The organism is Acinetobacter tianfuensis (assembly GCF_003611465.1).
Classification (GTDB): Bacteria; Pseudomonadota; Gammaproteobacteria; order Pseudomonadales; family Moraxellaceae; genus Acinetobacter; species Acinetobacter tianfuensis.
The window spans coordinates 1-26195 of sequence record NZ_RAXV01000003.1 but is presented as its reverse complement, the minus strand read 5'-3'; the positions used below and the strand labels follow the sequence as shown (position 1 = coordinate 26195).

Annotated in this window: 23 protein-coding genes; 12 read left to right on the top strand and 11 right to left on the bottom strand. The window is 39.8% G+C overall.

The window, feature by feature from the left end:
* Positions 1 to 330 precede the first annotated feature (330 nt).
* From D7V32_RS02545 to D7V32_RS02535, 3 genes are all read right to left on the bottom strand, one after another.
* Positions 331 to 1107 carry a glucose 1-dehydrogenase gene (locus D7V32_RS02545; protein ID WP_120401358.1) on the bottom strand — a complete coding sequence of 259 codons (777 nt, stop codon included), beginning with the start codon at positions 1105 to 1107 and terminating at the stop codon, positions 331 to 333.
* Positions 1108 to 1834: 727 nt separating this feature from the next.
* Positions 1835 to 2341 carry an RNA polymerase sigma factor gene (locus tag D7V32_RS17810; RefSeq protein WP_120401357.1) on the bottom strand — a complete coding sequence of 169 codons (507 nt, stop codon included), beginning with the start codon at positions 2339 to 2341 and terminating at the stop codon, positions 1835 to 1837.
* Positions 2328 to 2768: a hypothetical protein gene (locus D7V32_RS02535; RefSeq protein ID WP_120401356.1), complete on the bottom strand. Its 441-nt coding sequence runs from the start codon at positions 2766 to 2768 to the stop codon at positions 2328 to 2330. Before D7V32_RS02535 ends, D7V32_RS17810 begins: the two co-directional genes overlap by 14 nt.
* Before the next feature lie 694 nt (positions 2769 to 3462).
* Here D7V32_RS02535 and D7V32_RS02530 point away from each other — a divergent pair.
* Entirely contained in the window at positions 3463 to 4050 is a 588-nt protein-coding gene (locus tag D7V32_RS02530) for a hypothetical protein (protein ID WP_120401355.1), read from the top strand.
* Positions 4051 to 4062: 12 nt separating this feature from the next.
* Positions 4063 to 4218 (top strand): hypothetical protein, encoded by a 156-nt coding sequence (locus tag D7V32_RS17525; protein WP_228200158.1) that lies wholly within the window; start codon positions 4063 to 4065, stop codon positions 4216 to 4218.
* Positions 4219 to 4860: 642 nt separating this feature from the next.
* On the opposite strand, the gene D7V32_RS02520 is transcribed toward D7V32_RS17525, so the two are convergent.
* A complete protein-coding gene (locus tag D7V32_RS02520) occupies positions 4861 to 6120 on the bottom strand; it encodes a mechanosensitive ion channel family protein (protein WP_407641527.1) in 1260 nt (419 codons plus the stop codon).
* A gap of 302 nt (positions 6121 to 6422) precedes the next feature.
* Here D7V32_RS02520 and D7V32_RS02515 point away from each other — a divergent pair, with 302 nt between their 5' ends.
* Positions 6423 to 7076: a ParA family protein gene (locus tag D7V32_RS02515; RefSeq protein WP_120401354.1), complete on the top strand. Its 654-nt coding sequence runs from the start codon at positions 6423 to 6425 to the stop codon at positions 7074 to 7076.
* A gap of 80 nt (positions 7077 to 7156) precedes the next feature.
* Here the strand turns inward: D7V32_RS02515 and D7V32_RS02510 are convergent, their stop codons facing one another.
* The 5 genes from D7V32_RS02510 to D7V32_RS02490 form a co-directional block, all read right to left on the bottom strand.
* Positions 7157 to 7693, bottom strand: coding sequence for a DUF2058 domain-containing protein (locus D7V32_RS02510; RefSeq protein ID WP_120401353.1), 537 nt, complete (start codon positions 7691 to 7693; stop codon positions 7157 to 7159).
* Between the two features lie 14 nt (positions 7694 to 7707).
* The gene (locus D7V32_RS02505) at positions 7708 to 8382 is read right to left on the bottom strand and encodes a YoaK family protein (protein ID WP_120401352.1); all 675 of its coding nucleotides are present in this window, start codon (positions 8380 to 8382) and stop codon (positions 7708 to 7710) included.
* Positions 8383 to 8416: 34 nt separating this feature from the next.
* Positions 8417 to 9613 (bottom strand): serine/threonine transporter SstT, encoded by a 1197-nt coding sequence (gene sstT, locus D7V32_RS02500; protein ID WP_120401351.1) that lies wholly within the window; start codon positions 9611 to 9613, stop codon positions 8417 to 8419.
* A 206-nt stretch (positions 9614 to 9819) separates the two neighbouring features.
* Positions 9820 to 11556: a SulP family inorganic anion transporter gene (locus D7V32_RS02495; RefSeq protein ID WP_120401350.1), complete on the bottom strand. Its 1737-nt coding sequence runs from the start codon at positions 11554 to 11556 to the stop codon at positions 9820 to 9822.
* Between the two features lie 212 nt (positions 11557 to 11768).
* Positions 11769 to 12086 (bottom strand): ArsR/SmtB family transcription factor, encoded by a 318-nt coding sequence (locus D7V32_RS02490; protein ID WP_120401349.1) that lies wholly within the window; start codon positions 12084 to 12086, stop codon positions 11769 to 11771.
* A gap of 297 nt (positions 12087 to 12383) precedes the next feature.
* Between D7V32_RS02490 and cysK the strand changes: the two genes are divergently transcribed.
* From cysK to D7V32_RS02470, 4 genes are all read left to right on the top strand, one after another.
* Positions 12384 to 13382, top strand: a complete 999-nt coding sequence (gene cysK / locus D7V32_RS02485; RefSeq protein ID WP_120401348.1) for a cysteine synthase A — start codon at positions 12384 to 12386, stop codon at positions 13380 to 13382.
* Positions 13383 to 13714: 332 nt separating this feature from the next.
* Positions 13715 to 16381, top strand: coding sequence for a heavy metal translocating P-type ATPase (locus tag D7V32_RS02480; RefSeq protein ID WP_120401347.1), 2667 nt, complete (start codon positions 13715 to 13717; stop codon positions 16379 to 16381).
* Positions 16382 to 16391: 10 nt separating this feature from the next.
* Positions 16392 to 16796, top strand: a complete 405-nt coding sequence (gene cueR, locus D7V32_RS02475; RefSeq protein ID WP_120401346.1) for a Cu(I)-responsive transcriptional regulator — start codon at positions 16392 to 16394, stop codon at positions 16794 to 16796.
* A gap of 83 nt (positions 16797 to 16879) precedes the next feature.
* A complete protein-coding gene (locus tag D7V32_RS02470) occupies positions 16880 to 17074 on the top strand; it encodes a heavy-metal-associated domain-containing protein (protein WP_120401345.1) in 195 nt (64 codons plus the stop codon).
* A gap of 78 nt (positions 17075 to 17152) precedes the next feature.
* Here D7V32_RS02470 and D7V32_RS02465 read toward each other — a convergent pair whose 3' ends face one another.
* Complete coding sequence (locus D7V32_RS02465) at positions 17153 to 17761, bottom strand: TetR/AcrR family transcriptional regulator (RefSeq protein ID WP_120401438.1); 609 nt, start codon at positions 17759 to 17761, stop codon at positions 17153 to 17155.
* A 587-nt stretch (positions 17762 to 18348) separates the two neighbouring features.
* On the opposite strand from D7V32_RS02465, the gene D7V32_RS02460 reads away from it, so the two are divergent.
* From D7V32_RS02460 to D7V32_RS02450, 3 genes are all read left to right on the top strand, one after another.
* On the top strand, positions 18349 to 20130 hold the full coding sequence (locus tag D7V32_RS02460; protein ID WP_120401344.1) for an acyl-CoA dehydrogenase C-terminal domain-containing protein: 1782 nt from the start codon (positions 18349 to 18351) through the stop codon (positions 20128 to 20130).
* Positions 20131 to 20224: 94 nt separating this feature from the next.
* Complete coding sequence (locus D7V32_RS02455) at positions 20225 to 21394, top strand: thiolase family protein (RefSeq protein WP_120401343.1); 1170 nt, start codon at positions 20225 to 20227, stop codon at positions 21392 to 21394.
* A 97-nt stretch (positions 21395 to 21491) separates the two neighbouring features.
* Complete coding sequence (locus tag D7V32_RS02450; protein WP_120401342.1) at positions 21492 to 22988, top strand: succinate CoA transferase; 1497 nt, start codon at positions 21492 to 21494, stop codon at positions 22986 to 22988.
* A gap of 89 nt (positions 22989 to 23077) precedes the next feature.
* On the opposite strand, the gene D7V32_RS02445 is transcribed toward D7V32_RS02450, so the two are convergent.
* The gene (locus D7V32_RS02445; protein ID WP_120401341.1) at positions 23078 to 23803 is read right to left on the bottom strand and encodes an HAD family hydrolase; all 726 of its coding nucleotides are present in this window, start codon (positions 23801 to 23803) and stop codon (positions 23078 to 23080) included.
* 231 nt (positions 23804 to 24034) lie between these two features.
* Between D7V32_RS02445 and D7V32_RS02440 the strand changes: the two genes are divergently transcribed.
* Positions 24035 to 24928 carry a LysR substrate-binding domain-containing protein gene (locus tag D7V32_RS02440; RefSeq protein WP_120401340.1) on the top strand — a complete coding sequence of 298 codons (894 nt, stop codon included), beginning with the start codon at positions 24035 to 24037 and terminating at the stop codon, positions 24926 to 24928.
* 219 nt (positions 24929 to 25147) lie between these two features.
* On the top strand, positions 25148 to 26195 hold a 1048-nt coding region (locus D7V32_RS02435; RefSeq protein WP_171407560.1), incomplete at its 3' end, for a nuclease-related domain-containing protein.

Below are 26195 nucleotides of genomic sequence, written 5' to 3'. Positions count from 1 at the left end.
AAAGACAGAAATATTGTTTAAATAAATTTAGTAAAAAGATTAAACTTGCCAGAAACTGTATGAATTGCTGTTTCAGCTGCATTTTTAGAACGTATCACATCACTTCAAGCTGTACAGTTTGAGGCAATGTACCGTTATATCAAAGTGAATTTGCTTAGAAATAAAGATAGGAAGTCTTTTTAGAGCCAAAAAGTCTTAGGTCTTGGCTGGTTATGGGCTATGACTGGAAATCACTTAGCTAAACTCAATCCAAGCATTTATTAATGCTATGCATCCTGCTGTGAGGCTGCATAGCGAATTTTAGTAAGCTTTTGTTATTGTTCAGATTATTTAGTCAAGTGTTTGTACGCCGCCGCCATTTACAAATAATGTTTGCCCTGAAACCCATGAAGACATAGGTGAAGCAAAAAATAATACGGCTTTGGCAATATCTTCAGCTTCACCTAACCGCTGTAATGGAGTGTGGGCAAGCATTGTCTTTTCAATTTCAGGTGTTATGAGTGTTTCTAAAGCAGCAGTTCGAATTGCTCCAGGTCCTACAGCATTAATACGAATATGTGGACCAAAATCATGGGCCAAATTAGCTACCATATGATTTAATGCCGCTTTTGATGATGCATATCCACTCATGGCAGGGCTTTTGTTGATCGAACTCATGGAGCTAATGTTTACTATTGAGCCATATCCAGCTTTATTCATATGGGGGGCAACAAGCTGGCATAATCTCCATGCCGCAAATACGTTGAGTTGAAAATCACGTTCTATGGCAGCTACGCTAATTTGCTCTGGAGATTCACGTCCACCGCCTCCGCCGCCTGCATTATTGACTAGGATATGTATGCGGCCAAATATTCCGAGCGTCTTATCTACAGCATTAACTAATTGATCATCTTCAAGAATATTACATTCAACGCATTCTATATTACGCCCGGTCAATTCTTTGATTTCTTTAGCTGTGTGTTTAGCGGCTTGTATATTTAAATCGGCAATCATTACGCTTGCACCTGCTTGTGCAAGCATGAGAGCACTGGCTTTACCAATGCCGGCAGCTCCGCCGGTAACGAGTGCAACTTTATCTTCTAGCGATAATAAATTTACTGACACCATTTTAATTTATCTCCACTCAATATATTCAAGTTGAACTTTAAGCGTTATGTTCTTTATAAAGTTTTGAAATCATGGACTTGGCCTAACTTCTTTATTATCATTCTTGCTCAAACAATAATCCAAAAGAAATGATTTCAAAACCGCTCAAACTTATTTAACTTAGATTAGCATCTTAAAGCGCTTTAAATGACATAGGGCAGTCGAAAACTTTCAGCTATCCAATTTTATGTGTGCTTTCTCACTTAGGGCTTTGTTTATCCGAATACCAGTCACTAAAGACATCCTGCAACAGAAAATTGACACCCGCATAACAATCAACGCAGCTCAGCAGGCTGAGCTGAAGGAAATAGTCGACTAACGTACGTAAGATGAACCTAAACTTTATGCTGAAATATGGTCTAGTCACAATAAACACTTTTGTATCTGACTCTATGGAGAGCTTTGGCCATCCATTTTCAAGGTGCAGTAGATTATTTTAGAAACAATACAGCTCAAAGAAAAAGGGGGAATATTCATATAGGTGAAAACCAATCTATAGAAATGTTTTGTGACCATGTTCGACTATTTCAGGTTTGGCGGAGTACCCGCAAGCCCGATATTGGCCAAGCTGAACTCACAACTCGTTTATATGCTGCATAACAATATGTTTTCTATGAGCTATGTCTTTGGGCAGTTTTTTATATAAATTTACAAAAAACCAAATACCCCATGTATTTTTAAATTTAAGTTATGACGTATTCCTTAAGCCAGCTCGTAATTTGATTTTAGAGTTTTTTAACTTTAAAAATACCTTCGAAGGAGACAAATGAACAAAGCTGCTAATTTCCTTTAATGTATAACCATAAAAGCACCACAAAACAAAAATATCCCGCTCAAGCGGATCGAGTAACTGAGTTACTTCAGTTAGGAGCTGTGCGCAATTTATTGATGATTCACAGCTCATTTGACTGCATAGCGTTAAATTTTCAGCGCTTTCCAAAACAACCTTTTCATGCTCATAAAAATTAAAAAGCAAATTCCGCGCTATTGTAAATAAGAATGATTTAGGAAAATTAATTTTAAAATCATTCTTAGCTGTTGAATAATATTTCAAATAAATAATTAGGAACGTGTTCTGAGTTATATCTTCTGACAGCATGTAATTGTGGGTCATGTGAAGCATTTTTTTTAAAAGCCATTCATAATGTTCAGAATACAGACGGTCAAAAAATATATTTTGATTATTGCTCTTCACTATGTTTTTCGCTCAAATTATTTAAATAGTCGATTGATTGTTTTCCAATATGATTTGTATTTTCTTTGTTCATGTTTATCAAGATAGTTCCTATTAAGAAAATCATTGAATAAACGTCATATTTATTTATAACGATTTTAGTAAATAGGCGCTTTAAGATAGTGTAAATATTCAATGCTGGCATAGATTTTTTTAAAAAAATAAAGTGAGGAGTCATTACAGAAAAACAATTGCAGAATGAATGTGCTAACTCAGTATTTTCTTTGGGTTTTTGGTTTCCATAAATTTCTTTTTTTATTGCGTTAGGTTCTTTGGTATAAGATTTAATTTCACCTATTGATGATGAATAACTTCTATTTAAAGAAGACTGTAAATTCATTTTTAATTGAAATTTAATGAAGTCGTTAAATAAATTAATGTTCGTCATAAATATGATATTGCTAATGTTTTTTATAACAAAAAAAATATAAGAACTTAAATAAAATCTCAAAAAACATTACATGATCAAGCTCTTTTTTAGACATGACCCTATCCTCAATTTGGAAGAATAAATATTATTAATAATAGACATATCAGAATGGAATTTTTTCTAAAAAATTACAAAAAAATAACAGTTAATTTTCTTTTTAAAAATAAAGTTATGTTATTTAAAAAGTATTTTTCAATGTTTGTTGTTATTGTTTTTTGATAAATAAATTCCGATTAATTTAATAAGGATTATTGTGTAAAAATGCACTCAACAGGCAGAAAAAACATCAATTATTGAAGTTTGAAATGACTAATATGATCCTTAACAATCCATACTTCATTGTTAATTAGTATTTTATTTCCTTTTATGACTTTGAGCTGTGATCCATAAAAGCTTGTAATATTTATAAAAAAACCATTCTCATCATAATTAGCCCATGCCATTTGCATATAGTCGGGCTTATCTTTTCTACAGAGAGTTAAGCGAATTTGATGAACTTCAATCACATTATACCTGCCTATTTTTTCATTAATAAGAATGCCGTAATCTTTAGACAGGCGGGAGTCAAAAAATTTTTAAAAAATTAAAAAAAATCCGCTCTAGACTGTCTTTATTGCAAGAAATAATTTTTTTGTATTTAGGTGGAGAAGGTATGGAGATTGTTGCAGCTAATTTTGCTGAGACCTTGGATTTATATACAAAAGATTATAAGTATATATTTAACAAATATTTGGATCACAAGATTTCAAATGATTTTAATGGTGCTATTGAAAATATTACGGTTATGTCATTTTATTTAACAAATGATATTCTAAATGTGCCGAAGAGAAATATTACTTATCAGAATTTATTCTCAATTTTAAATATGCATCATAAAAATAGAAATAGTCTTATTGATATGGAGGTTTTGAATTTAGAGCAAAAAACATTGTTTTTTAATGTTTTTAATATTAATAAGTTTCAGGAAATTGGCTGGATTTATATAATGCATTTAAATGAAAAATTAATTTTTAATAATTTTAAAGATAAGACTTCACAATTGCCAGAGATTTGTTTAAAGCAAAGTATAAGGTTTAATATTTATACGCAAAACAATGACTGGAAGGCTTTTAACAGGCGACTTTCCAAGATGGATGTTAATACCAAGTTTACAAATCAAATTTGTTCTGGAGTTGATCAGGCATGCTGTAGAGTATTTGAAATTCTTGAGAAATATGATGATTTAAAATGGCTTATTTAGAAATAGCGTACAATGATGAAAAAAATAATTTTGGCTTTGTCTGCCGTTTCGCTAAGTGCATCTGCTGCACCTGTAAAGCCCATTCAATTTACAAAAAGTGCTATTGCTGCTGCAGTTATAATGTCATTTAAGGGCTATGGCGGCATTCATTATAGTTTGAGTGCTTAAGGCTGGGCAGACTTTAAGCTATAAGCTGATCAGCAATCATGCGTTAGCCAGAATCAATATATATGCTCCTGATGATAAACTTGGAAAAGCAGAAGCGTTGGTGATTGGATCTGCAACAGGACCGTCTGGAAAATTCAAGCTGCCCAAATCAGGCAATTATTTGATTTAGATCTATCAAATGCGTAATACGGCACGTAATAATAGAACAGCTAATGATAAATTGCATGTTGAAGCAGTTTGCTAAATTTATTTGAACAGTGAAGCTCTTAATCTTGGCAGACTGAGGGCTTCAAGCTGCATAGTTCAAGGCAAACGAATGTGTACTTAGAAAATAAAATATATTTAAAAAAATCAAAAAAATTTATATGCAAGATTGCGCCTATCCATACTTTTTATGATTTTAAGGTATGGTTATTTATAGCTTATTTTTATAAATCCAAATCATTTTAGCATATGCGCTTCTTTCTATTTGCTGCAGTTTTGAATAAATTACAGCATTTATATCATTAAATGATAAGTATAAATATGCTTTTAAGACGCGCGCATGGGTGTAACAGAGGGGGCGGTGACGAGCAGCGTCAAGCAAGCGGTATCAAGCTTAAAAGGGAATTTTCTTGGTTTGATACCGCTTGTGGAATAGCGCTATTTTTCCTCAGGAGCAGATGCAATATCTTGATGATATAATGCATTGTGAAAGTCGATACCTGATGGCGCTTGATAAATACGCAAGCCAAATTCAGGAATAATCGCAATCAGATGATCAAAAATATCAGACTGGATATCTTCATAGTCCTTCCACGCAATCGTTTTGCTAAATGCATAAATTTCTAAAGGTAAACCTTCACTGGTCGGCTGCAGCTGGCGAACAATTAAAGACTGATGCTGCGCAATGCCCGTATGCTGTTTCAAATATAACTCTACATATGCGCGGAATGTCCCAAGATTGGTTAAACGGCGCTGATTGTATTGAGAGCTATTTGCCAGCTGCTGATTGAACTGCTGCAGTTCCTCATTTTTGGCATCTAAATAATGTCCAAGCAGCAGAAAATCTTTTAATTTTTGCTGTTCTTCCTGCGTCATAAAATGTACAGAATTTTGATCGATATAAATCGAACGCTTAATGCGGCGTACGCCAGACTGCGCCATGCCGCGCCAATTTTTAAATGTATCAGTAACTAATTTATTGGTTGGAATAGTGGTAAGTGTTTTATCAAAATTTTGCACGGTAATGGTGTGTAAAGACATATCAATGACATCACCATCAGCATTTAAGGACGGCATTTCAATCCAGTCCCCAATACGCACCATGTCGTAAGATGCAATTTGTACAGAGGCAACCAAAGATAAAATCGTGTTTTGGAATACCAGCATCAATACGGCAGCCATTGCACCAAAGCCTGCCAGCAGAGTAAATACATCTTTTTTGAGAAAAGTGCCTAAAATCATTAAAGCGCAGACAATATAAATAATCAGCTTGACCAGCTGTAAATAGCCTTTAATCGGCTTATTGCGTGACTTTGGATTCTTCTGATAGACCAAATTGAAAATATTCAGCATTTCGCTGATTGCCAGCGCAATAGTCAGGAAGATAAAAGCCTGACAGGCCATTTGAATAAAGGCTTCAAACTTATCGGATATATGCGGTACGGTCGTAATGCCGTTTAGAATGACAATAGCAGGCACTATATTTGCAATACGTCTGATGACACTGTGCTCAGCTAAAATTTGATTATTTGCAAATTTGAGTTTTGAAATAACTTTACGTATGCCGCGTACTACAACCTGTTTTGCAATAAAGTTGGCCACAATTGCCAAAAGCAGAATAATGGATAAAGATGTCAGCATCTCTAACCATGGGTACTGGTCTGACCAATTTGTTAAATCTGTAATGAATTTATTCAAAAATAACCCGCTTGTTTAATAAAAGATTTACCTGAGTGTATAGCTGTGTGTTATTTATGCAAATCATGTTGCGAAGTTGATACAAGCTTCTAAAGGCTTGTTACGTTTTATAAAAATAGTGATTAATTGAAAAGCATTCAGCGCTTGCAGGCTGTATTTTTTAGGATTAACAAGGCGTATGAAGATGCTGAATTTGATGAATGAAAAGTCATTTGTATCGCTTTTAAGGCACATTCATATCACAATTGTTTTAGAAAATAATAATTTGAAAAAAACAATACTTTTAAAAAGAAGAGGGCTGAATGATGAGTATTTATGTTATCGCCAGTTTAAAAGCGGGCTCAGGCAAAACGACATTGGCCATGCATTTGTGTGAAAGCCTGATGACGCTTGGTTCGGTTATGCTGCTGGATGCAGATTTGACGACAGATCATTTTGAATGGGCCTTACAGCAAGACCAGCGCCTGGCATTTGAGCATTTGGATGTCAAAGAGGATGATGCTCAGCTGTTGGATCAGCGCCTAAAGAATTTACAAAAACAGTATATGCATATTGTTGTCGATATTGCAGGGCACGACAGTAAAGCGCTGCGGTCTGTACTCAAGCATGCGGATAAAATGCTGATACCTGCAGGTTTAAGTGAAGAGGACTTAAAATTAGCCGCACAGATGCAGGCGCTGGCAATTGCTGTGCATCAGTACAATACGAAAATGCAAGTTTACCTTGTATTTAATAAACTGCCTGCAAACACTTCATCCGCGGATATTGAACAAAGTAAAATGCTGCTGCAGGAACTGCCTGGAGCACACTTTTTAAATACGATAATTTATGAACATCAGGATTTTGAAAATGCGATGAAAGCCAGCAGCTGTGTATGGAAGCATAATCTAGAACAGGGAGAGAAGATGGAAAAACTCTTATTTGAACTGATATCTGGCGACATTCATTTATCTTGAGTGTGTACAGTTGAGCAGCATCACTGCCAATACTGCAAATAAAAAGCCCAGAAGATTCTGGGCTTTTTATCAAACATGATTTACCACATTAAATCATCTGGAATCACATAAGCTGCATATGGGTCTTCTTCATCTGTCACTTGTTCGTTTTTCTCAGAATTACTTACAATGATAAAGCCTTCCATTTTTGCATTAATGCGTTCAGCAAGAGCGCTTGGCAAGAACGCATAGCTTTCGCCATCTTTGGCAATCACAAGGCTGCCGGAAACAAGAGCATTATAAACTTGCTGATTGATATAAAGCTTTTTCACTTTATTCTGATCAATAAACTGATATACAGCATCACCTGAAGTATCGCTGATTTTATGCTGATCGATCATTTGCACAATGGCAGCTTTCAGCTCTTTTTCTTGTAAAAGGGCTTTTTTACCCTGCTCAATGGCCATTTCTTTAGCGTGTTTGGCTTGCTGATCTTGTGCAATTTTTGCTTTCAGCTCAGCTTCATTGCTTTCACCGGTACGTTTTTCATGTACGGCTTGTTTCGAAAGCTTTTTAGCTTTTTTGTTGTCAACTAAACCAGCTTTGAGCAATTGAGCCTGTAATGCGTTTTTAACCATTGAAAATGTCCAGTCTAATATTGTATTTGCCGTTGATTTAGGTAAATCATCCAATATACAGCGCTCATGATGAGACTTAGGGCTGCAGGCATTAGAAATGAGTTCAATTCTAATAAAGGATAAATAAGGGATGCAACTATGCCGCCGCAAAAGAAACCAATTAAGATCAGCAAGTGCAGTAAAATACGGCGTTTACAGACTTGTAAGCCGCGGGCGATATAACCTAAGGCTAGACCTAAGTCTGTAAGTACGCCTGATAAATGCGTGGTGCGGATAATTGTACCTTTATAGTGGCTGACCATCGCATTTTGTACGCCCATCGCGACACAGGCCCACAGCAGCGCATAACGCGGGAAATAAGGTACGAGAACCCAGCATAACACAATAAAAAAAGCCACCAAGCTTAAGGGAAGACCATAACGTCGTCCGAAGCTGAAGTGGCTATTTCCAAGAATAAATCCGCTATAAAAGGAACCGATCACATAACAGCAGGCAACCAGCAGCAAGTATAGAGCTTGTTCTGGCTGCCAATCATGAATAGTCATAGCCAGCAGGCTGATATTGCCTGTCATATGTGAGACAGATTGGTGCAGGACGGTAATGAGTCCTAACACATTAATCATGCCTGCATTAAGTGCAAGAAAAAATGCACCTAATTGAACCCAAGGCGGTAATTTTTGAAAAGGCATATGCTTGTGCACAATAAATATACATATCAATGTATTATCTTATACCGCGGTCTGCTGCTGCAGTAAATAGCACATCGGTTGATGAGTTTAATGCGGTTTCCGTAGAATCCTGTAAAACGCTAATCACCATGCCGATCGCAACAATCTGCATTGCAATATCAGAGCTGATGCCAAATAGGCCGCAAGCTACTGGAATGAGCAGCAATGAACCGCCTGCTACACCAGAAGCGCCGCATGCAGAAACGGCTGCAACAACTGATAAAATCAGCATGGTTGTGAAATCAACGGAAATGCCAAGCGTATGAGCTGCGGCTAAAGTCAGTACAGTGATCGTCACCGATGCACCTGCCATATTGATTGTTGCGCCTAATGGAATAGCCACACTTGCAGTCGACTCTGTTACACCTAGACGTTTGGCAAGGTCTAAGTTTATTGGAATGTTGGCAGCTGAGCTGCGGGTAAAGAATGCAGTAATACCGCTTTCACGCAAACAGGTGAACACCAGAGGATAAGGATTGCTGCGGGTAACAATAGCCACCATAACTGGATTAATCACAAGCGCGACAAAGAGCATTGTGCCAAGCAGTACAGCCAATAAATGTGTATAGCTGATTAGAGTGCTTAGTCCGGCATTTGCGAAGGTCACAGCAACAAGGCCAAAAATACCGATAGGCGCAAAGCTGATCACAATACGAATAACTTTATTTACTGCTTCTGCAGCGTCAGCCAAGAATATTTTTGTTTGATCCGATGCATGGCGAAATGATGCCCCAAGCGCAACAGCCCAGCCTAAAATACCAATAAAATTCGCTTCACTAATGGCAGTCACTGGGTTCGCTACAAAGCTTAACAGCAGATTTTTTAAAATTTCAGTTAAGCTGCCGGGAGGGCTGAGTTCAGTGTTCGCTGGCAGGTCCAAAAACAAGGTGCTTGGAAAAATTATGCTTGCTGCGACTGAAGATAGCGCAGCGAGGAACATGCCAATCGCATACATTAAAATAATTGGCTTAAGTTTGGCATTGCTGCCGCCAATTTTGAAGTTTGCGATAGAAGATAAAACTAAAACGAATACAAGTATTGGAGCAACAGATTTAAGCGCTTTAATGAATAGATCACCAAGCAGGCTTAAATATGGCGCGACGTTAGGGAAAAGTACTGCAACCAATACGCCTAAAATAATGGCGATAATGATTTTAGTCACTAAGCTTAAACGTGTAAAAGCTGAGAACATAGGAGGCCTTGTCAGTATTGCAATGACAAATTTGTCGAAAATATTCTCAACATTTTATACTGAAATTGCGTATTCCTTAGAAAATTATTTTATATAAAACTTAAGTCTTTATTTTTAAAGTTGATATTTTATATTTTTACATTATATGTATGCATAAAAATAAAAAAATCTTTGTAAAACAGTGCTAAATTGAGAAGTTTTATGATTTAAATATGGTATTCAGCACTGTTTGAAGTTAAATCTTGAATGGCTTGATAGTGAGTTAAATAAATATTTCCGCTGAGATGTGTCAGTAAGCTGGATGATTTTAATTTATCCATCACAGGCCCCTTAATTTCAGAAAAATGCAGGCGGATATTTAATTTCGATAGTTCAGCATTAATATCTTCCAGCATTTCGAGCGCACTGAAGTCAATACTGCTGACACTGGAGCAATTAATTACTACATTTTTTAGTTCAGACTGCTGGCTGATTTGAGTGATTAAAAACCCTTTAAGTGAGTTTGCATTTAAAAATGTTAAGTTTTCATCTATACGCAAAGACAAAACTTCAGGTGAAGTCTCGACATGGTGACGCTGAATATTGCGGAAATGCTGTGTACCTTCAACTAAACCGATGACCGCCATATGCGGGCGGCTGATACGCCATAGCATAAGAATAAATGTTGAAATCATTCCGATCATTAAACCTGTTGAAATATCAATGCAGACCACACCGAAAAAAGTCACCCACATTGCAATGCCGTCAGCTTTTGAATAGCGCCAAGTATCAAAAAATGCTTTAAAGTCCACCAGCTTCCAGATAGAAACAATAATGGTGGCGGCTAAAATCACTAAGGGTAAATCACGGAAAAATCCAGTAAAGTACAGTGTGACGACAATGATAAAAATAGAAGATAAAACACCGGCCATTGGCGATTTTGCGCCGGCATCGGCATTGACCACCGTACGTGAAAGGCTTCCTGTCACAGGAAATGCGGAGCTGATCCCAGCGCTGATATTGGCTAAACCCAGCGCAATCAGTTCTTGGTTGCTGTTTAGGTTGCTGCGCTGCTGCAAAGCTGTCGCTTGAGCAATTGAAAGCGATTCAACAAAGCTGACCATTGCAATTAAAGTTGCGCCCGGCAGCAATGTCATTACAAGATCCCACGTCCAAAATGGAATGTGAAGCGCAGGAAAACCGGATGGAATTTCACCGACTGTTTTAATGCCTGCAGCTTTTAAGTCAAAAACCAGCACCAGTGCAATAGATAGGATTACCAGCAGTAAAGGCACCGCTTTAATCAGAAAAGTTACAGAACCAAAGCGGCTGCTCAGTGCCGGTTTTGCTAAAAGCTTGGGGATATAAATCAAAAATAAAATGGATAAAATGCCAAAAGCGAGAGAAGTCCAATGACTAAAACTAATATATTCCCACAGGCTTTGTATAAATTGCGGCAGGTTATTGGCATTGAGCGGCACATCAACGAGAAACTTCAGCTGTCCTAAAGCAATCAGCAGTGCTGACGCGATAATAAAACTTTTAATGACAGGATGGCTGATCAGCTGAATAAGGAAGCCAAAACGGAAAATTCCTAAAAGCAGTGAAATGACGCCGACCATCAGCGCTAGAAGCATTGCAGCTTCTATATATACTGGTGAGCCAGCTTCAAATAGGGGATTTAACGTGGCAAAGGTCATCATAGAAATGATGGCGACAGGGCCAATAGATAGGGTATAGCTGCTGCCTGTGAAAGCATAAATAATCATTGGCAGCATGCTGGCATACAGGCCCATGATTGGAGGAAGCCCTGCCAGCATAGCATAAGCCATACCTTGCGGCACAAGCATCGCAATAACAATCAGTGCTGCCAGCAAATCAGATTTTAATTTTCCTGCACTATAGTCCTGCAGCCATTGCCAAGCAGGAATAAAATTTAGGACACGGCGCTTAAAATCTGACATACACTTTTCTAAATCATAATTTCATATATATTATGCACAAAAAATGCTAAGAAGTCCTGAAAATTTCAGAGCTGTATGGGATTGCGGCAGAAATGAAAAGGGCAGCCTCCGCTCAATATTTTTTTAAGTTTATAAATAATTTTAAAAAATATAAAACAGGCTTAGGCTGTCAATGTGTCGTTATTATTTATACTGTCAGCCAAGATTGTTTTTTAGATTACAGGTGAAGTGCAATATAGGTGATGCAATGTCTTCAGTACTTCAATAAGATTTTCATCTTTAAGAGAGTAATAAATTTGCTTACCTTCACGGCGGGTTGTAACAACATCACTCTTACGCAGCATCATCAGCTGCTGGGAAAGTGTCGGCTGATTAATTTCTGTAATTTGCTCAATCTCAGAAACATTCAGTTCCTCTTGAGCTAAATGGCATAATATTAATAAACGATCCGTATTTGCCAGAGATTTTAAAACGCCAACAACTAAATCCGCAGAATCACGTATATTCGTAATCTCAAGATCCGTATTCATAATAATAGGTATCCAATAGTTTCGCAGCTAAATTAGTATACGTATATATGCTATTAATTATTAAAAAAAAATGAATAATTTAATGGGTTTTATTGAAATGCTGTATCAGTAATAATTATATGCTTAAAAGCTGCACATAAAATATTTTGCTGCATAAACATGGTGCAGTATTTATTAATATTTAGCAAATATATATTCATTTTATTCACAAGCTCATCTAACAATAATATACAGGCATTGAAAAATGGCGTTATGATGCTACACAATGCATATGATGTATAAAGACAAAGGACGAACATGACTACCGATTCAGCTTTTTCAGCACCAGCAAATTTAGGCATCGCAGTTTACAGCAATAATGCTGAGGCGATTGGCAACACGCCGCTGGTACGTATAAACCGTGCAATTACTGGCGGTGCGGCTGTTCTGGCTAAAATTGAAAGCCGTAACCCTGCATTTTCAGTCAAATGCCGAGTTGGCGCAGCGCTGATTGCAGATGCTGAGCAGCAAGGCAAATTAAAGCCTGGAATGCATATTGTAGAACCGACAAGCGGCAACACGGGTATTGCATTGGCGTTTGTGGCTGCGGCAAAAGGTTATTCTATCACGTTGACTATGCCTGCGAGCATGAGTATTGAACGCCGTAAAGTACTGAAAGCTTTAGGTGCAAACTTGGTGCTGACTGAACCTGCTAAGGGTATGAAAGGTGCTGTTGATGAGGCTGTGCGTTTAGCGTCAGAGCAGCCGGAAACGTATTATTTACCGCAGCAGTTTGAAAATCCAGCTAACCCAAAAATTCACGAAGCGACTACGGGTCCTGAAATTTGGGAAGCTACAGGCGGAAAGATTGATATTCTTGTCGCTGGTGTAGGTACAGGCGGCACAATTTCAGGTATTTCAAGCTACTTTAAAAAGGTTAAAAACCAGTCTTTGTATTCAGTTGCTGTTGAACCTGCTGAATCGCCAATTATTGGTCAGGCTAAACGCGGCGAGACATTGACTCCAGGACCGCATAAAATTCAAGGTATTGGCGCAAACTTTATTCCTGGCAACTTAGATTTAAGCCTTGTAGATGAAGTGATTGCAATTGAAAGTGCTGAAGCTATTGCTTGGGCGCGCAAAACAGCAACCCAAGAGGGTATTTTAGTCGGTATTTCAAGCGGCGCTGCTATGGCTGCAGCTGCTGAATTGGCTGCCCGTCCTGAAAATGCAGGAAAAACGATTGTTGTGATTCTTCCTGATGGCGGTGAACGCTATCTTTCTTCAGTATTATTTGAAGATATTTCTGCAGACTGATTATCGTTCTTGCAGTAAAAAAGCCAAATGATTTATCGTTTGGCTTTTTTTATTTAGAGCAGGAATGAGCAGTATAAATAATATTTTTATATATATTTGGAATATATGTTTAAAATATTATTTATTATATGCGGGTTAATATTCTTTATCTTATGAAATGAAATTGTATAAAAAAATTATATTTTATTTATAAAATATTTTTAAAGTTTAAAATATTGATCTATTCCTTGGAAAACTAAAAACAGCTGCATTTTACACATGAAATACTTGACCTTGCCAAGGTGGGAAAGTTTAAGCTATATCGTATATAGGGTAATTTCGGCAGGCCGTTTATGAACACACTACAGTCTAAAACACAGCATAGTATGAGTTTCAGCATTGAGGGTATGAGCTGCGCATCATGTGCTGCCCGTATAGAAAAAGCCTTAAATAAGCTTGATCAGATAGAAGCATCGGTAAATTTGGCAACGGAAAAAGCCACAGTCAGCAGCCCTGTTCCTATCGATGCAGATAATATTGTACAAGCTATACATAAAACAGGTTTTCAGGCCGTGACTCAGACGGAGTCTTTTTCTATAGAAGGCATGACTTGCGCTTCATGTGTTGCGCGGGTTGAAAAGGCGTTACGCAAGGTTGAAGGCGTTATTCGCGCTCAGGTGAATTTGGCAACGGAAAAAGCCACAGTAGAAATACTGGGTGCAGTTAGTCATGCCCAGCTTGCTGCAGCCGTGCAAAAAACAGGTTTTGATGTGGCAGCACGTCAACTTGAGCTGAGTATCGATGGCATGACTTGCGCTTCTTGTGTTGCACGTGTGGAAAAAGCCTTAAGCAAAGTAGATGGTGTGCAATCGGCGTCGGTCAATTTGGCATCAGAAAAAGCATATGTGCAGGGTGGAGCGCCAGCAGATCTAATTGCAGCGGTACAAAAGGCTGGCTATACGGCCAGTATCTTAGCTTCAGGCCAAATTGATCAGCAGGAACAGCATCAAGAAAAGAAAAAAGAAGAAATACAGACTTTAAAACAGGATTTGATTCTGGCTTTGGTGCTTGCTGCACCAGTGTTCATTTTAGAAATGGGCGGTCATCTTATTCCAGCTTTTCATCATTGGGTGCACAGCACTATAGGCCAGCAAAACAGCTGGTATATTCAGCTGGTATTAACCACACTGATCTTGATTTTACCAGGGCGCAGGTTCTATCAGCATGGTGTGCCGGCTTTAATGCGTTTGGCGCCGGACATGAACTCGCTGGTTGCTGTTGGAACATTCTCTGCATATCTATTTTCATGTGTGGCGGTATTTATGCCGCATCTGTTACCGCAAGGCACGATTCATGTGTATTTTGAATCGGCAGCAGTCATTATTGCTTTAATTTTACTTGGCCGCTTTATGGAGGCGCGCGCTAAGGGCAAAACATCGCAAGCGATTCAGTATTTGCTGGGCATGCAGCCTAAAACTGCACGAGTACAGCAAGATGGCGGTTTTGTTGAGTTAGAAATTGAACATGTACGCACAGGCATGCTGCTGGAAATTCGTCCCGGAGAGCGTATACCTGTAGATGGTGAAGTGGTTTCGGGTTCAAGTTATGTAGATGAGTCAATGATCAGCGGTGAGCCGATACCTGTTGAAAAAACAGCAGGATTGCAGGTTGTTGGCGGTACAGTAAACCAAAATGGCAGTTTAAGCATACGCGCTACTTCTGTCGGTCAAGATTCTGTACTGGCCCAGATTATTCAATTGGTTGAGCAGGCTCAGGGTTCTAAGCTGCCAATTCAAGCCTTGGTGGATAAAGTTACATTATGGTTTGTTCCAGCAGTGATGGCGCTGGCATTATTGACCTTTGCAGTTTGGTATTTTTTGGGCCCAGAACCAAGCTTAACCTATGCATTGGTCAATGCCGTGGCAGTACTCATTATCGCTTGCCCCTGCGCAATGGGACTAGCGACACCTACATCTATTATGGTGGGCACAGGGCGCGGCGCGGCATTAGGCGTGCTGTTTCGTAAAGGAGAGGCTTTACAGCTGCTAAAAGATGTAAAAGTTGCCGCCGTAGATAAAACAGGAACATTAACCGAAGGAAAGCCGACACTGACAGATTTTGAAGTCACAGCTGATTTTCATCAGGATGAGGTTTTGCTGTGGGTGGCTTCAATTGAAGCCAAATCAGAACATCCTATTGCTTATGCAATTGTGCAAGCTGCCCAAGAAATGAAAATCCAGCTTTTGGATGTGACGGATTTTGATTCAGTGACTGGGGCAGGCATTCAAGCAAAAACAGCTGGGCATCAGCTGCATATTGGCGCTGCGCGTTTTATGCAGGAACTAGGTCTAGACATTGCTGTATTTCAGCAAAAGGCGCAAGAGTTAGGTGATTTAGGTAAAACACCGCTTTATGCTGCGGTAGATGGCCGTTTAGCGGCAATCATTGCCGTTGCAGATCCAATTAAAGCCAGCACGTTTGATGCAATTCAGGCTCTTCACGATCAAGGTATTCGTGTTGCCATGATTACAGGTGATAATCAGAGCACTGCAGATGCTATTGCGAAACAGCTGAAAATCGATAATGTTATTGCTGAAGTGCTACCGGATGAAAAAGTAACGGCTGTCAAGGCGCTGCAAGCGCAATACGGCTGTACGGCATTCGTGGGTGACGGCATTAATGATGCGCCGGCTCTTGCTCAGGCAGATGTCGGCTTAGCAATAGGTACAGGTACTGATATTGCGATGGAAGCGGCAGATGTAGTGCTGATGTCTGGAAATTTACAGGCTGTGCCTACAGCGATCGCATTAAGTACTGCGACTATGAATAATATTCGCCAAAATTTGTTTTGGGCCTTTGCGTATAATGCAGCTTTAATACCTGTGGCGGCAGGCGTATTGTATCCATTTTTTGGAATCCTGCTTTCGCCAATGTTTGCAGCAGCCGCGATGGCGCTGTCATCCGTATTTGTAGTGAGTAATGCGCTGCGGTTAAAACGCTTCAAGGCGGATCGTGTTTAGGAGTGAGTCTATGAATATTGGTCAGGCTGCCAAAGCTTCAGGCATCTCTGCAAAAATGATCCGATATTATGAGGGAATTGGTCTGATTCCGCTGTCTCAACGCACAGATGCGGGATACCGTATATATGCAGAGCAGGATATTCAGACACTGAAGTTTATTCAGCACTCTCGGGCTTTAGGTTTTTCCACTGAACAGATGAAAGAGCTGATTAATCTTTGGAAAAATAAAGATCGGCAGAGTGTTGAGGTCAAACAGCTGGCACAGCAGCATATTGATGCATTGAATCAAAAAATTGCAGATTTGCAAATGATGGTGCATACGCTGCAGCAGTCGGTAAATGGATGTGCTGGCAACGAAGAAGCAGAATGTGAAATTTTAAATCAGATTGAATCTGGCGCATCTTGCTGTAAGTAATTTTCTAAAAATTAGCCTTCAGCTTGACCTTCACATGATGGGAAGCCTTAAGATAGATCTATAGTCAGTATAGGAGTGTAAATATGAAATTACGTATCGAAAATATGACATGCGGCGGCTGTGCCCGCAGCGTAACAGCTACTGTAAAAGATGCCGATGCTTCTGCTTTAGTTGAGATTGATGTCGCTGCAAAATTGGTAGAGATCAGCAATGCAGCAGATGAGCAAAAAATTTTAGATGCTTTGGCTGAAGACGGTTTTCCAGCAGCAGTGCTTTAATTTCTGCTAAATACGTAAAAAAGCCTAGATTTTCTCAGGCTTTTTTATTAAGAAAAATTATTTAATGATTTAGCAGTGTTAAACCACAGCAGATATTTTATCTGGCGTCATAAGCGCTTGGTTAATGTACAATTTAATGAGCCGTTCACGTGAACCAATTGATTTTTGGTAGTGGGTGGAATTCAGCAGCAGTGATGCGCCGTATGTGACTGTCCAAATGTAAGAGAGATAATCGCGAATCGACATTGCGCTGTCTAAAGACTTTAAATAGGCGCTGGTCATTTCTTTAATTTCAATAATCCGCTCTTCACGCACAAGGTAAAGCTCTTCAAATAATTCTTTTAATTTTCGTTCATTATTGGTCAAACGGTCTTCAATCACATGCAATAAAATAGTGCGGTTTGAATTCAGCATATTGTAAAGCATATACTGTGATACATAAGTTTTAATGTCGTTATTATATTTTTTAGAAATGTCTAAAAGACGTTTTTCATTGAGAATAATTAATTCAAGATACAGCTGATTCTTACTTTTAAAATGTTTATAAATCGTGCCTTTAGCAATATCGAGTTCAGCCGCTAACTCACTGAGAGTGATGTCCTGATTATTATCCAGCAATAGCATTTCTGCCATAGATAAAATTTTTTCTTTGCGCAGTAAAAAATTTTGTTGACGTACTGAACTCATTTTTTCGCTTTCCATAAACATCATAAGAGCGGTACATAGAGCCTAACCGCAATGGTCGGCTTTGCACATTACACTATCGTCTTGAATTTAACTTAAATTGCCTGCTTTGTAAGCATTTAATATTAAATTAGATTATTTCCTTACTTTTCATGTGAAAATAAAAATGTCAAGAAAGTTGAACCCCACAGGTCAATTATTGGAAATAAAATTGGCAATTTATTTTTTTTAATCTATTGTTTTTGCGTTTTTAGAACAAAAGCTAATCGCCTTAATTTTAAACAAGCGCCTAGCTGTTAATACCTGCAGTATTCATTTTTATTAGGTTTCAATATGTACGGTTCAAAACATCATTGTTTAAAAAATTTAATATATTCAAACGGTTTTCCTTATTTGTCGCGATATCGCGGCTAAATACAGCTGCAGCTTAAAGATATTCAGCGAAATGTTGAGCGCAAAATAGAGCAGCAAACTGAAATACAGCAATTTTATAAAATACAGCAGAACTGCTTTGGCCGTTTTGTTTAGGACAATTCAACCTCAAAAACACCTTGGACGCTTGAGCTGCCAAGTATGGAAAGGAATACGCAATGCCAATTTATAATGCGCCACTGAAAGATATGGACTTTATCTTAAATGATGTATTTAAGGCCGAAGAGTTTTTTCAATCGAATGAAAATCTTGCACATTTAGATATGGCAACTGCCAATGCTATTTTAGAGGAAATGGCTAAGTTTTCTAAAAACGTCATTTTAGATTTGAACCGCAGTGCAGATGAGTCTGGCGGCGCAGAATTCAGCAACGGCACTGTCAAAACACCAGCAGGTTTTAAAGAGGCGTTCGATCAGTTTGCGCAAGGCGGCTGGATTGGTTTAGGCGCAAATGAAGAATGGGGCGGTCAGGGCATGCCAAAAATGCTGACTGTGCTTGCAGACGAAATGATTTGGAGTACCAACCCGTCATTTATGCTGTATCCGCTGCTGACGGTTGGCGCTGGCATGGCCATTAATGACCGTGCCTCTCAAGAGCAAAAAGAAACGTATTTGCCAAAACTTTATACAGGTGAGTGGTCAGGCACAATGTGCTTAACTGAACCGCACTCAGGCACGGACTTGGGTATTATTAAAACTAAAGCTGAACCTAATGAAGACGGCTCATTTAACATCACGGGCACTAAAATCTTTATTACCAGCGGTGAACATGACCTATGTGAAAACATTATTCACTTAGTTTTAGCAAAAACACCAAATGCGCCAGCGGGTTCACGCGGTATTTCACTGTTTATTGTGCCTAAATTCTTAGTGAATGCAGATGGTTCATTAGGTGAGCGCAATGCTGTAGCGGCGGGTTCAATTGAACATAAGATGGGTATTAAAGGTTCGGCAACTTGTGTCATGAACTTTGACGGCGCGAAAGGCTACATGGTTGGCAATGAAAATGAAGGCCTTGCCGGCATGTTTGTGATGATGAACTACGAACGTTTATCTATGGGTATTCAAGGCATAGGCGCTTCTGAATATGCATACCAAAATGCAGCACAGTATGCGACTGACCGTTTGCAAGGCCGTGCATCTACAGGCGCAAAAACACCTGAAAAACCAGCAGATTCAATTTTAGTACATGGTGATGTGCGCCGTATGCTGCTGAATGTACGTGCGAATAATGAAGCATCTCGCGCATTTGCCGTATATGTAGGCCAGCAGCTGGACATTACAAAATACTCAACAGATGCAGAAGCCGTGCGTAAAGCAACTGACCGTGTTGCGCTGTTGACTCCAATTGCTAAAGCGTACCTGACAGATACAGCGCTTCAAGCGGCGTTAGAAGCTCAAATGTGCTTTGGCGGCCATGGCTACATTCGTGAATGGGGCATGGAGCAATGTATTCGCGACTTACGTATTGCGCAAATTTACGAAGGTACGAACGGTGTGCAAGCGATTGATTTGATTGGCCGTAAAACCACGAAATGCAAAGGCGCATACATTGCAGAATACATTGCAGAAATTCGCGAATTTGCAGCAGAGTTAGACGATGCTCTAAGCATTAAAGCAGCATGCTTAAAAGTATGTGATGAGCTGGAAGCATTAACGCAGCATATCGTTGAACAGTCTAAGCTGAACCCTGATTTTGCGAACTCTGTTGCAGTTGACTATCTGCATGCTGTTGGCTTGCTCAGCTTTACTTATATGTATGCGCGTATTAGCAAAGCAGCACAGCCAAAACAGGATGCATTCTTCCAAAATAAATTGGTCTTGGCGCAATATTTTGCAGCAAAGGTGCTGCCTGATTTAGCGGCGCGTACCCAGCGTATTCATGCTGGCGCGGAGCTGATTATGCAGCTTCCTGAGGAATATTTCACCGCTCAGTCATAATTTTAGAGCAAAAATCAAAAAATGATGGAAAAGCTCCAAGAAGTTTTTATGCTGCTTGGGGTGTACAAAATGTATAAATAGGATGGAATAAGAAATGATCGTTATTGTAGATGGCGTTCGTACAGCAATGGGCGGTTTTCAAGGCTCATTGTCATCTTGCACAGCACCTGAGTTAGGCGCTGCGGCAATTCAAGCAGCTGTTGAACGTTCAGGTTTACAGGCTGCAGATATTGATGAAGTTATTTTTGGCTGCGTACTTCCTGCAGGGTTAAAACAAGGCCCAGCACGTCAAGCAATGCGTTTGGCTGGTTTGCCTGACTCAACTGGCGCAACAACAATTAATAAAATCTGCGGCTCAGGCATGAAAGCTGTCATGCAGGCAGCTAATGCAATTCAAGCGGGTTCTGCACAAATTGTGGTAGCGGGCGGCATGGAATCTATGTCAAATGCGCCATATTTATTAGAAAAAGCGCGTGCCGGCTACCGCATGGGGCACGGGAAAACAACGGATCATATGTTCCAAGAAGGCCTAGAAGATGCTGAAACAGGCCTGTCTATGGGTATTCTTGCACAGGAAATGGCGGATAAAAAAGGCTATACACGTGAACAGCAAGATGCATTTGCTATTAATTCGCTGAATAAAGCGGTTGAAGCGGTAAATGGCGGCTACTTTAAAGCTGAAATCGTGCCGGTAACAGTTAAATCACGTAAAGGTGATGCGGTTGTAGATACGGATGAACAGCCGCTCAGTGCGAAACCTGAAAAAATTCCAACACTTCGTCCTGCATTTAAAAAAGACGGCACAATCACAGCGGCCAATGCCAGCTCAATTTCAGATGGCGCATCTGCATTGGTTGTGACTTCTGAAGCAACAGCAGCGGCACGCGGCTTAAAGCCACTGGCAAAAGTTGTAGCTTATGCTTCCAACTCACAGCATCCGTCTGAATTTACCATCGCACCAGTGGGCGCAATTGAAAAGGTCCTGCAAAAGGCTGGCTGGAAAGCTGAAGATGTCGACCTTTGGGAGGTGAATGAAGCATTTGCCATGGTGACGATGCTGGCTATTGATGGATTTAATTTGGATGAAGCCAAAGTTAATATCAATGGCGGCGCATGTGCACTGGGCCATCCATTGGGTTCTTCAGGTTCACGTATTATTGTGACGCTTCTTCATGCACTTAAACGTACTGGCGGAAAAAAAGGCATTGCTGCGCTATGTATTGGCGGCGGTGAAGCAACTGCGATTGCGGTAGAGCTTGTTTAAAGCGGGCGAATTTATTTTTAGATAAGCAATAACAGGCATCATCTCAGTACGCTGGGATGATGAACACAATAAATGTTTATTTTTGAGATTTTTATATATGAATGGTTTAGAACGTATTCGCTTGCTCTCCCTGCATGAAAAAGTAATGTCTGCTCAGCAGGCCATTGAATTAATTAAAGATGGTTCTGTGGTCGGCTTAAGCGGTTTTGGCGGTGCTGGAGAAGCAAAGACAGTGCCTCTGGCTTTGGCCGATTATGCGCAAGCCAATCCTTTAAAAATTACCTTAGCGACAGGCGCTAGCTTAGGCAACAAAATTGACGGCCGCCTTAATGAGGCGCATGCGATTTCACGCCGCTATCCTTATCAGGCGGATCCAGGCCTGCGCAAAGCCATTAATAATGGTGAAGTGATGTATATTGACCAGCACTTATCTGAAATGGCTGACAATATTCGTCATCACAACTTGCCTGCAATGAATGTAGCGATTGTGGCGGCAACTGCGATTACAGAAGATGGACAGATCATTCCGACTGGCTCATGCGGCAACTCGGCAAATTTCATTGAAATGGCGGATCATGTCATTATTGAAATTGATAATACGATCAATCCTGTATTGGAAGGCGTGCATGACATCTATGTTCCGAAAGCGCGTCCAAACCGCGGCCCAATCCCGCTAGAACAGGCGGGTGAGCGTATTGGCACGATCGGCATTCACGTCAACCCAGAAAAAATTTCAGCCATTGTGCTGAATGATATTCCAGACAGCTCTTTTGGCATGGATGAGCCAGATGAAGATACCTTGTCGATTGCGAAGCATTTGATTCAGTTCTTTGAAGGTGAAGTTGCCGCTGGCCAGTTACCTGAAAATTTAGGTCCGCTGCAATCGGGTGTTGGCTCAATTGCAAATGCGGTATTTGCCGGTTTTGAACACTCCAATTTCCATGATTTAGAGATGTATTCAGAAGTACTGCAAGACTGTACGTTCCAGCTGATTGACTCTGGCAAAATGAAATTTGCTTCAGGCTGCTCCATGACACTGTCAGAACCATGCGCTGCAAATGTCATGAAAAATTTTGACAAATATAAAGACAAAATTGTGCTGCGTCCGCAAGAGCTGTCGAACAACCCGGAGATCATCCGCCGCTTGGGTATTATTGCCATTAACACGGCGCTTGAGTTTGATATTTACGGTAATGTGAACTCAACCCATGTGACGGGTACAAAAATGATGAATGGCATTGGCGGCTCAGGTGATTTTACCCGCCATGCGCACATTGCGATTTTTGTGACCAAGTCGATTGCAAAGGGCGGTGCTATTTCATCTGTTGTGCCTATGGTCAGTCATACAGATCATACCGACCATGATGTTGATATTGTGGTAACGGAGCAGGGTCTTGCAGACCTACGCGGTTTAGCGCCTCGTGAACGTGCGCTTAAAGTCATTGAAATTTGTGCACATCCAGACTACCGTGCAGATTTGCTGAGCTACTTTAAACGTGCAGCAGCCAAAGGCGGTCAAACACCGCACTTGTTAGATGAAGCACTGTCTTGGCATGCGAGTTTTGAAGAAAAAGGTACGATGAAAACAGCTTAATTTTATATTTAATACAGAAAAGGCCCGAATAATTCGGGCTTTTTTCTTCTTTGGCAAGGAGATAAATTACCTGCGGTATCTCTAATGTCTTAGGTTGGCGGGCCTAGCTTTGCTAAGTTAGAAAATTCAATAAAGTTTTGCACATAAAAGCGGGCCTTCGATTGAATCTGTTCTTGTTCTGCAGCTGAGTATTCATCATAAATAGCCACAGCGTCTATTCCTGCGAATACCGCTGCCTCAATACCAATCAATGAATCTTCGACAATGAGGCATTCTTCAGGCTGCAGCTGAAAATGCTGCATAGCTGTTAAATAAATTTCAGGATGCGGCTTGATATGCTTTACATTGCCGCGAGTCAGGATTAAATCAAAATCATGTGTAAAATCAATTGCTGAATTGACATTAGCGTTGTACTGCTGATAGCGCTCTATATTAAATAAGCTGGTTGTCGTCGTGAGTGCTAACAGCAGGCCGTGCTGTTTCAGCAGCTGGATGAGTTCACGCACATAGGCTTTAGGCTGTACGGCATGGTCTAAAAATTCACGTGATATTTGATAACGGCGTGCTTTAACTGCTTCTGCGCTGAGTGGAAAAGCATATTTTTGCATGAGAAAGCTGCAGTATGCTAAATAAGGGTCGGGCAAATGGTGAAATATTTTAAGCTGCCTGTCGCGTTCATGCTGAATTTCTATTTCGTGTTCAATTACATTGGCCAGCTCTAAAATTAACGCGGCATCAACTTGATTCCAAATACCGACAGAATCAATTAAAGTGCCATCTAAATCAAAACAAATTAATTTTTTCCCCTGCAGCATATTTTCTCATCTCTCACTTATCAGTTCAGCAGTTTAGCTCAGCAGCGTGAAGGTATTTAGCTGAACGCTATATAATGGCATTGATGCGATGAATATGCATCTGTATAAATCACCGCGCTAAATGCTAGAACATTTATATTTTTCAAAGTAAGATTTGCGCATAGGCAAAATTGAAAATTTAGCAGATGATTGCTTTCTTCTGCAATGTGTGAAAATAGGAACGTATCTTTCGTGTTTGATCTGGACTTTAAATTACTCAGTATCTTTTTTTACGTTTATAAATATAAAAGCGTATCTTTGGCTGCTGAACATTTAGAAATGAGCCAGCCAACAGTCAGCAATATCCTGAATAAAATACGCCAGCACTATAATGACCCTTTATTTTTACGTATAGGCAATGAGATGGCGCCTACAGAGCTTTCTAAACAGCTCTATCCGCTAGTAAGTGAAGTCTTAAGCAAAGTTGAAGTGATTAACCATTTCAGTGTGGATTTCGATCAGTCACATTCACAGCAGCGTTTTACTTTGGCCATGACGGATGTTTCGCATTTGGTGCTGCTGCCAAAAATCTCACAATATTTAAAAGACCATGCGCCTCATGTACGTTTGAATGTACGGCCTATTACTTCTGAAACAAGTTACCAAATGGCCAATGGTGAAATTGACTTAGCGCTTGGTTTTTTACCGAATCTTGAAAATGGTTTTTATCAGCAAAAACTTTTTGAGCAATATTATGTGGTCATTGCGTCCAAAGATCATCCTCGTTTAACGGGCGATACAATCAGCACAGACGAATATATCCGTGAAACACACATTGATATTGATGCGGGGATGGGGCATTACCATATTGAAAATGAGCTGATGAGCTTAGAAATAAAGCGGGATATTTTAATGCGCTTGCCCAGCTATTTAGGTGTTGGACTTGTTGTGCAGGAAACGGAAGCGATTGCAACCGTGCCGTATTATTTGAGTGAAGTGCTGCTGTCACGCGGTAATCTGAAGATTTTTAAGGCTCCGATTGTATTTCCAAGCTATAGCGTTAAACAGTATTGGCACATGTCGTGTCATCATAAAACCAGCCACCAATGGCTGCGCAATATGTTTCATGAAATTTTAGTTAAATAGAGTTTGTATCTCAATAGAGTGGTCATTACAGAGCTTTACTTATTTATAGCATTGATTTGAACTTTTCTTATTTATAAGGAAATTGCATAATAAGACATTATTTAACACGCTGTATTTTATCATTATTACAATCTTTTTTGCTTGTTTGGGTTTAGGGGTTCACTGTTTATGATTTACTGCTTTTATGGGAATCAAGCCGAGCATGCCCATGAAGAGCGCATGCTTCATAATTTTTTATCGCAGCTGCAGCTGGACTGGAATACTCCAGAACAATGGATTTATATTGTTTATAATGCCATGTGGAATGGACAGGATATAGACTTTGTGTGTTTTAGCCCATTTTCAATAGTTGTGGGTGATTTTAAGAGTTATAGCGGGAAACTGGCCGCGGGTGAAAATGGCCCTTGGAAATTGCTGACTCAAAACAATGACATGATTGAAGTTAAGGGCGGTAACCAATTCAACCCATACCGCCAGCTGCGCAACAATAAATTTTCTCTCCTGAATTTTTTAAGCAAAGAGTCTGCTTTTAGCCGATGTGAACTTGGGCATATAGGTGCCGTAACCGTTTTTACAGCACTAACCGATGTCGATGATCTGCTCAGCGATAAGACTCGGAAATGGATGGGAATTACGGATATTGCGCATTGCAGCGCATATTTTGCAGCTAAAAAAAGCGCTGGCATCCGTTTAGAGCAGCAATGGGTGGATGAACTAATGGGTAAAATGAATTTATTGCCTTATGAATGGCACCCTAAGCAGCCGATAGATGCGCTTGAACATCATTATTTAACACCCAAAGCAGCAGTGCCAAATATAGTAAAACCAAATATAAAAACTTTGCCGCAGAAAGTCAGCAGTCCGCTCAAGCGGCCGCAGCTGCCAGCGCTTAGCAAATTTTGGCCTGTTGTGTTTCTAGCTTTATTGCTTTTTATTCCTTCCGCATGGCAAAAAATAAATGATGCTTTCACTAAAATGAAAGCGAAAACCTCCAGTAATAATGCCTCTGAACAGACGTATCCAACAGCTGCAGATGAAATGTCTCGCACTGAAACTGCGGCCATTGCCGAACAGCCTAGAGCAGAACCGAAATGGCCCGAGCAAAAGCTGGCACAGCAAATACATCCGTCTGAGAGGGATAAAAAAGGCAATCAGTATTTTGAACAGCCGGAAGCAGAAAAGCCTATGACCGCTGCGCAATCTGTAAAAGCTTCTGAAAATCAGCAAAATCAGCAAAATCAGCAAAATCAGCAAAATCAGCAAAATC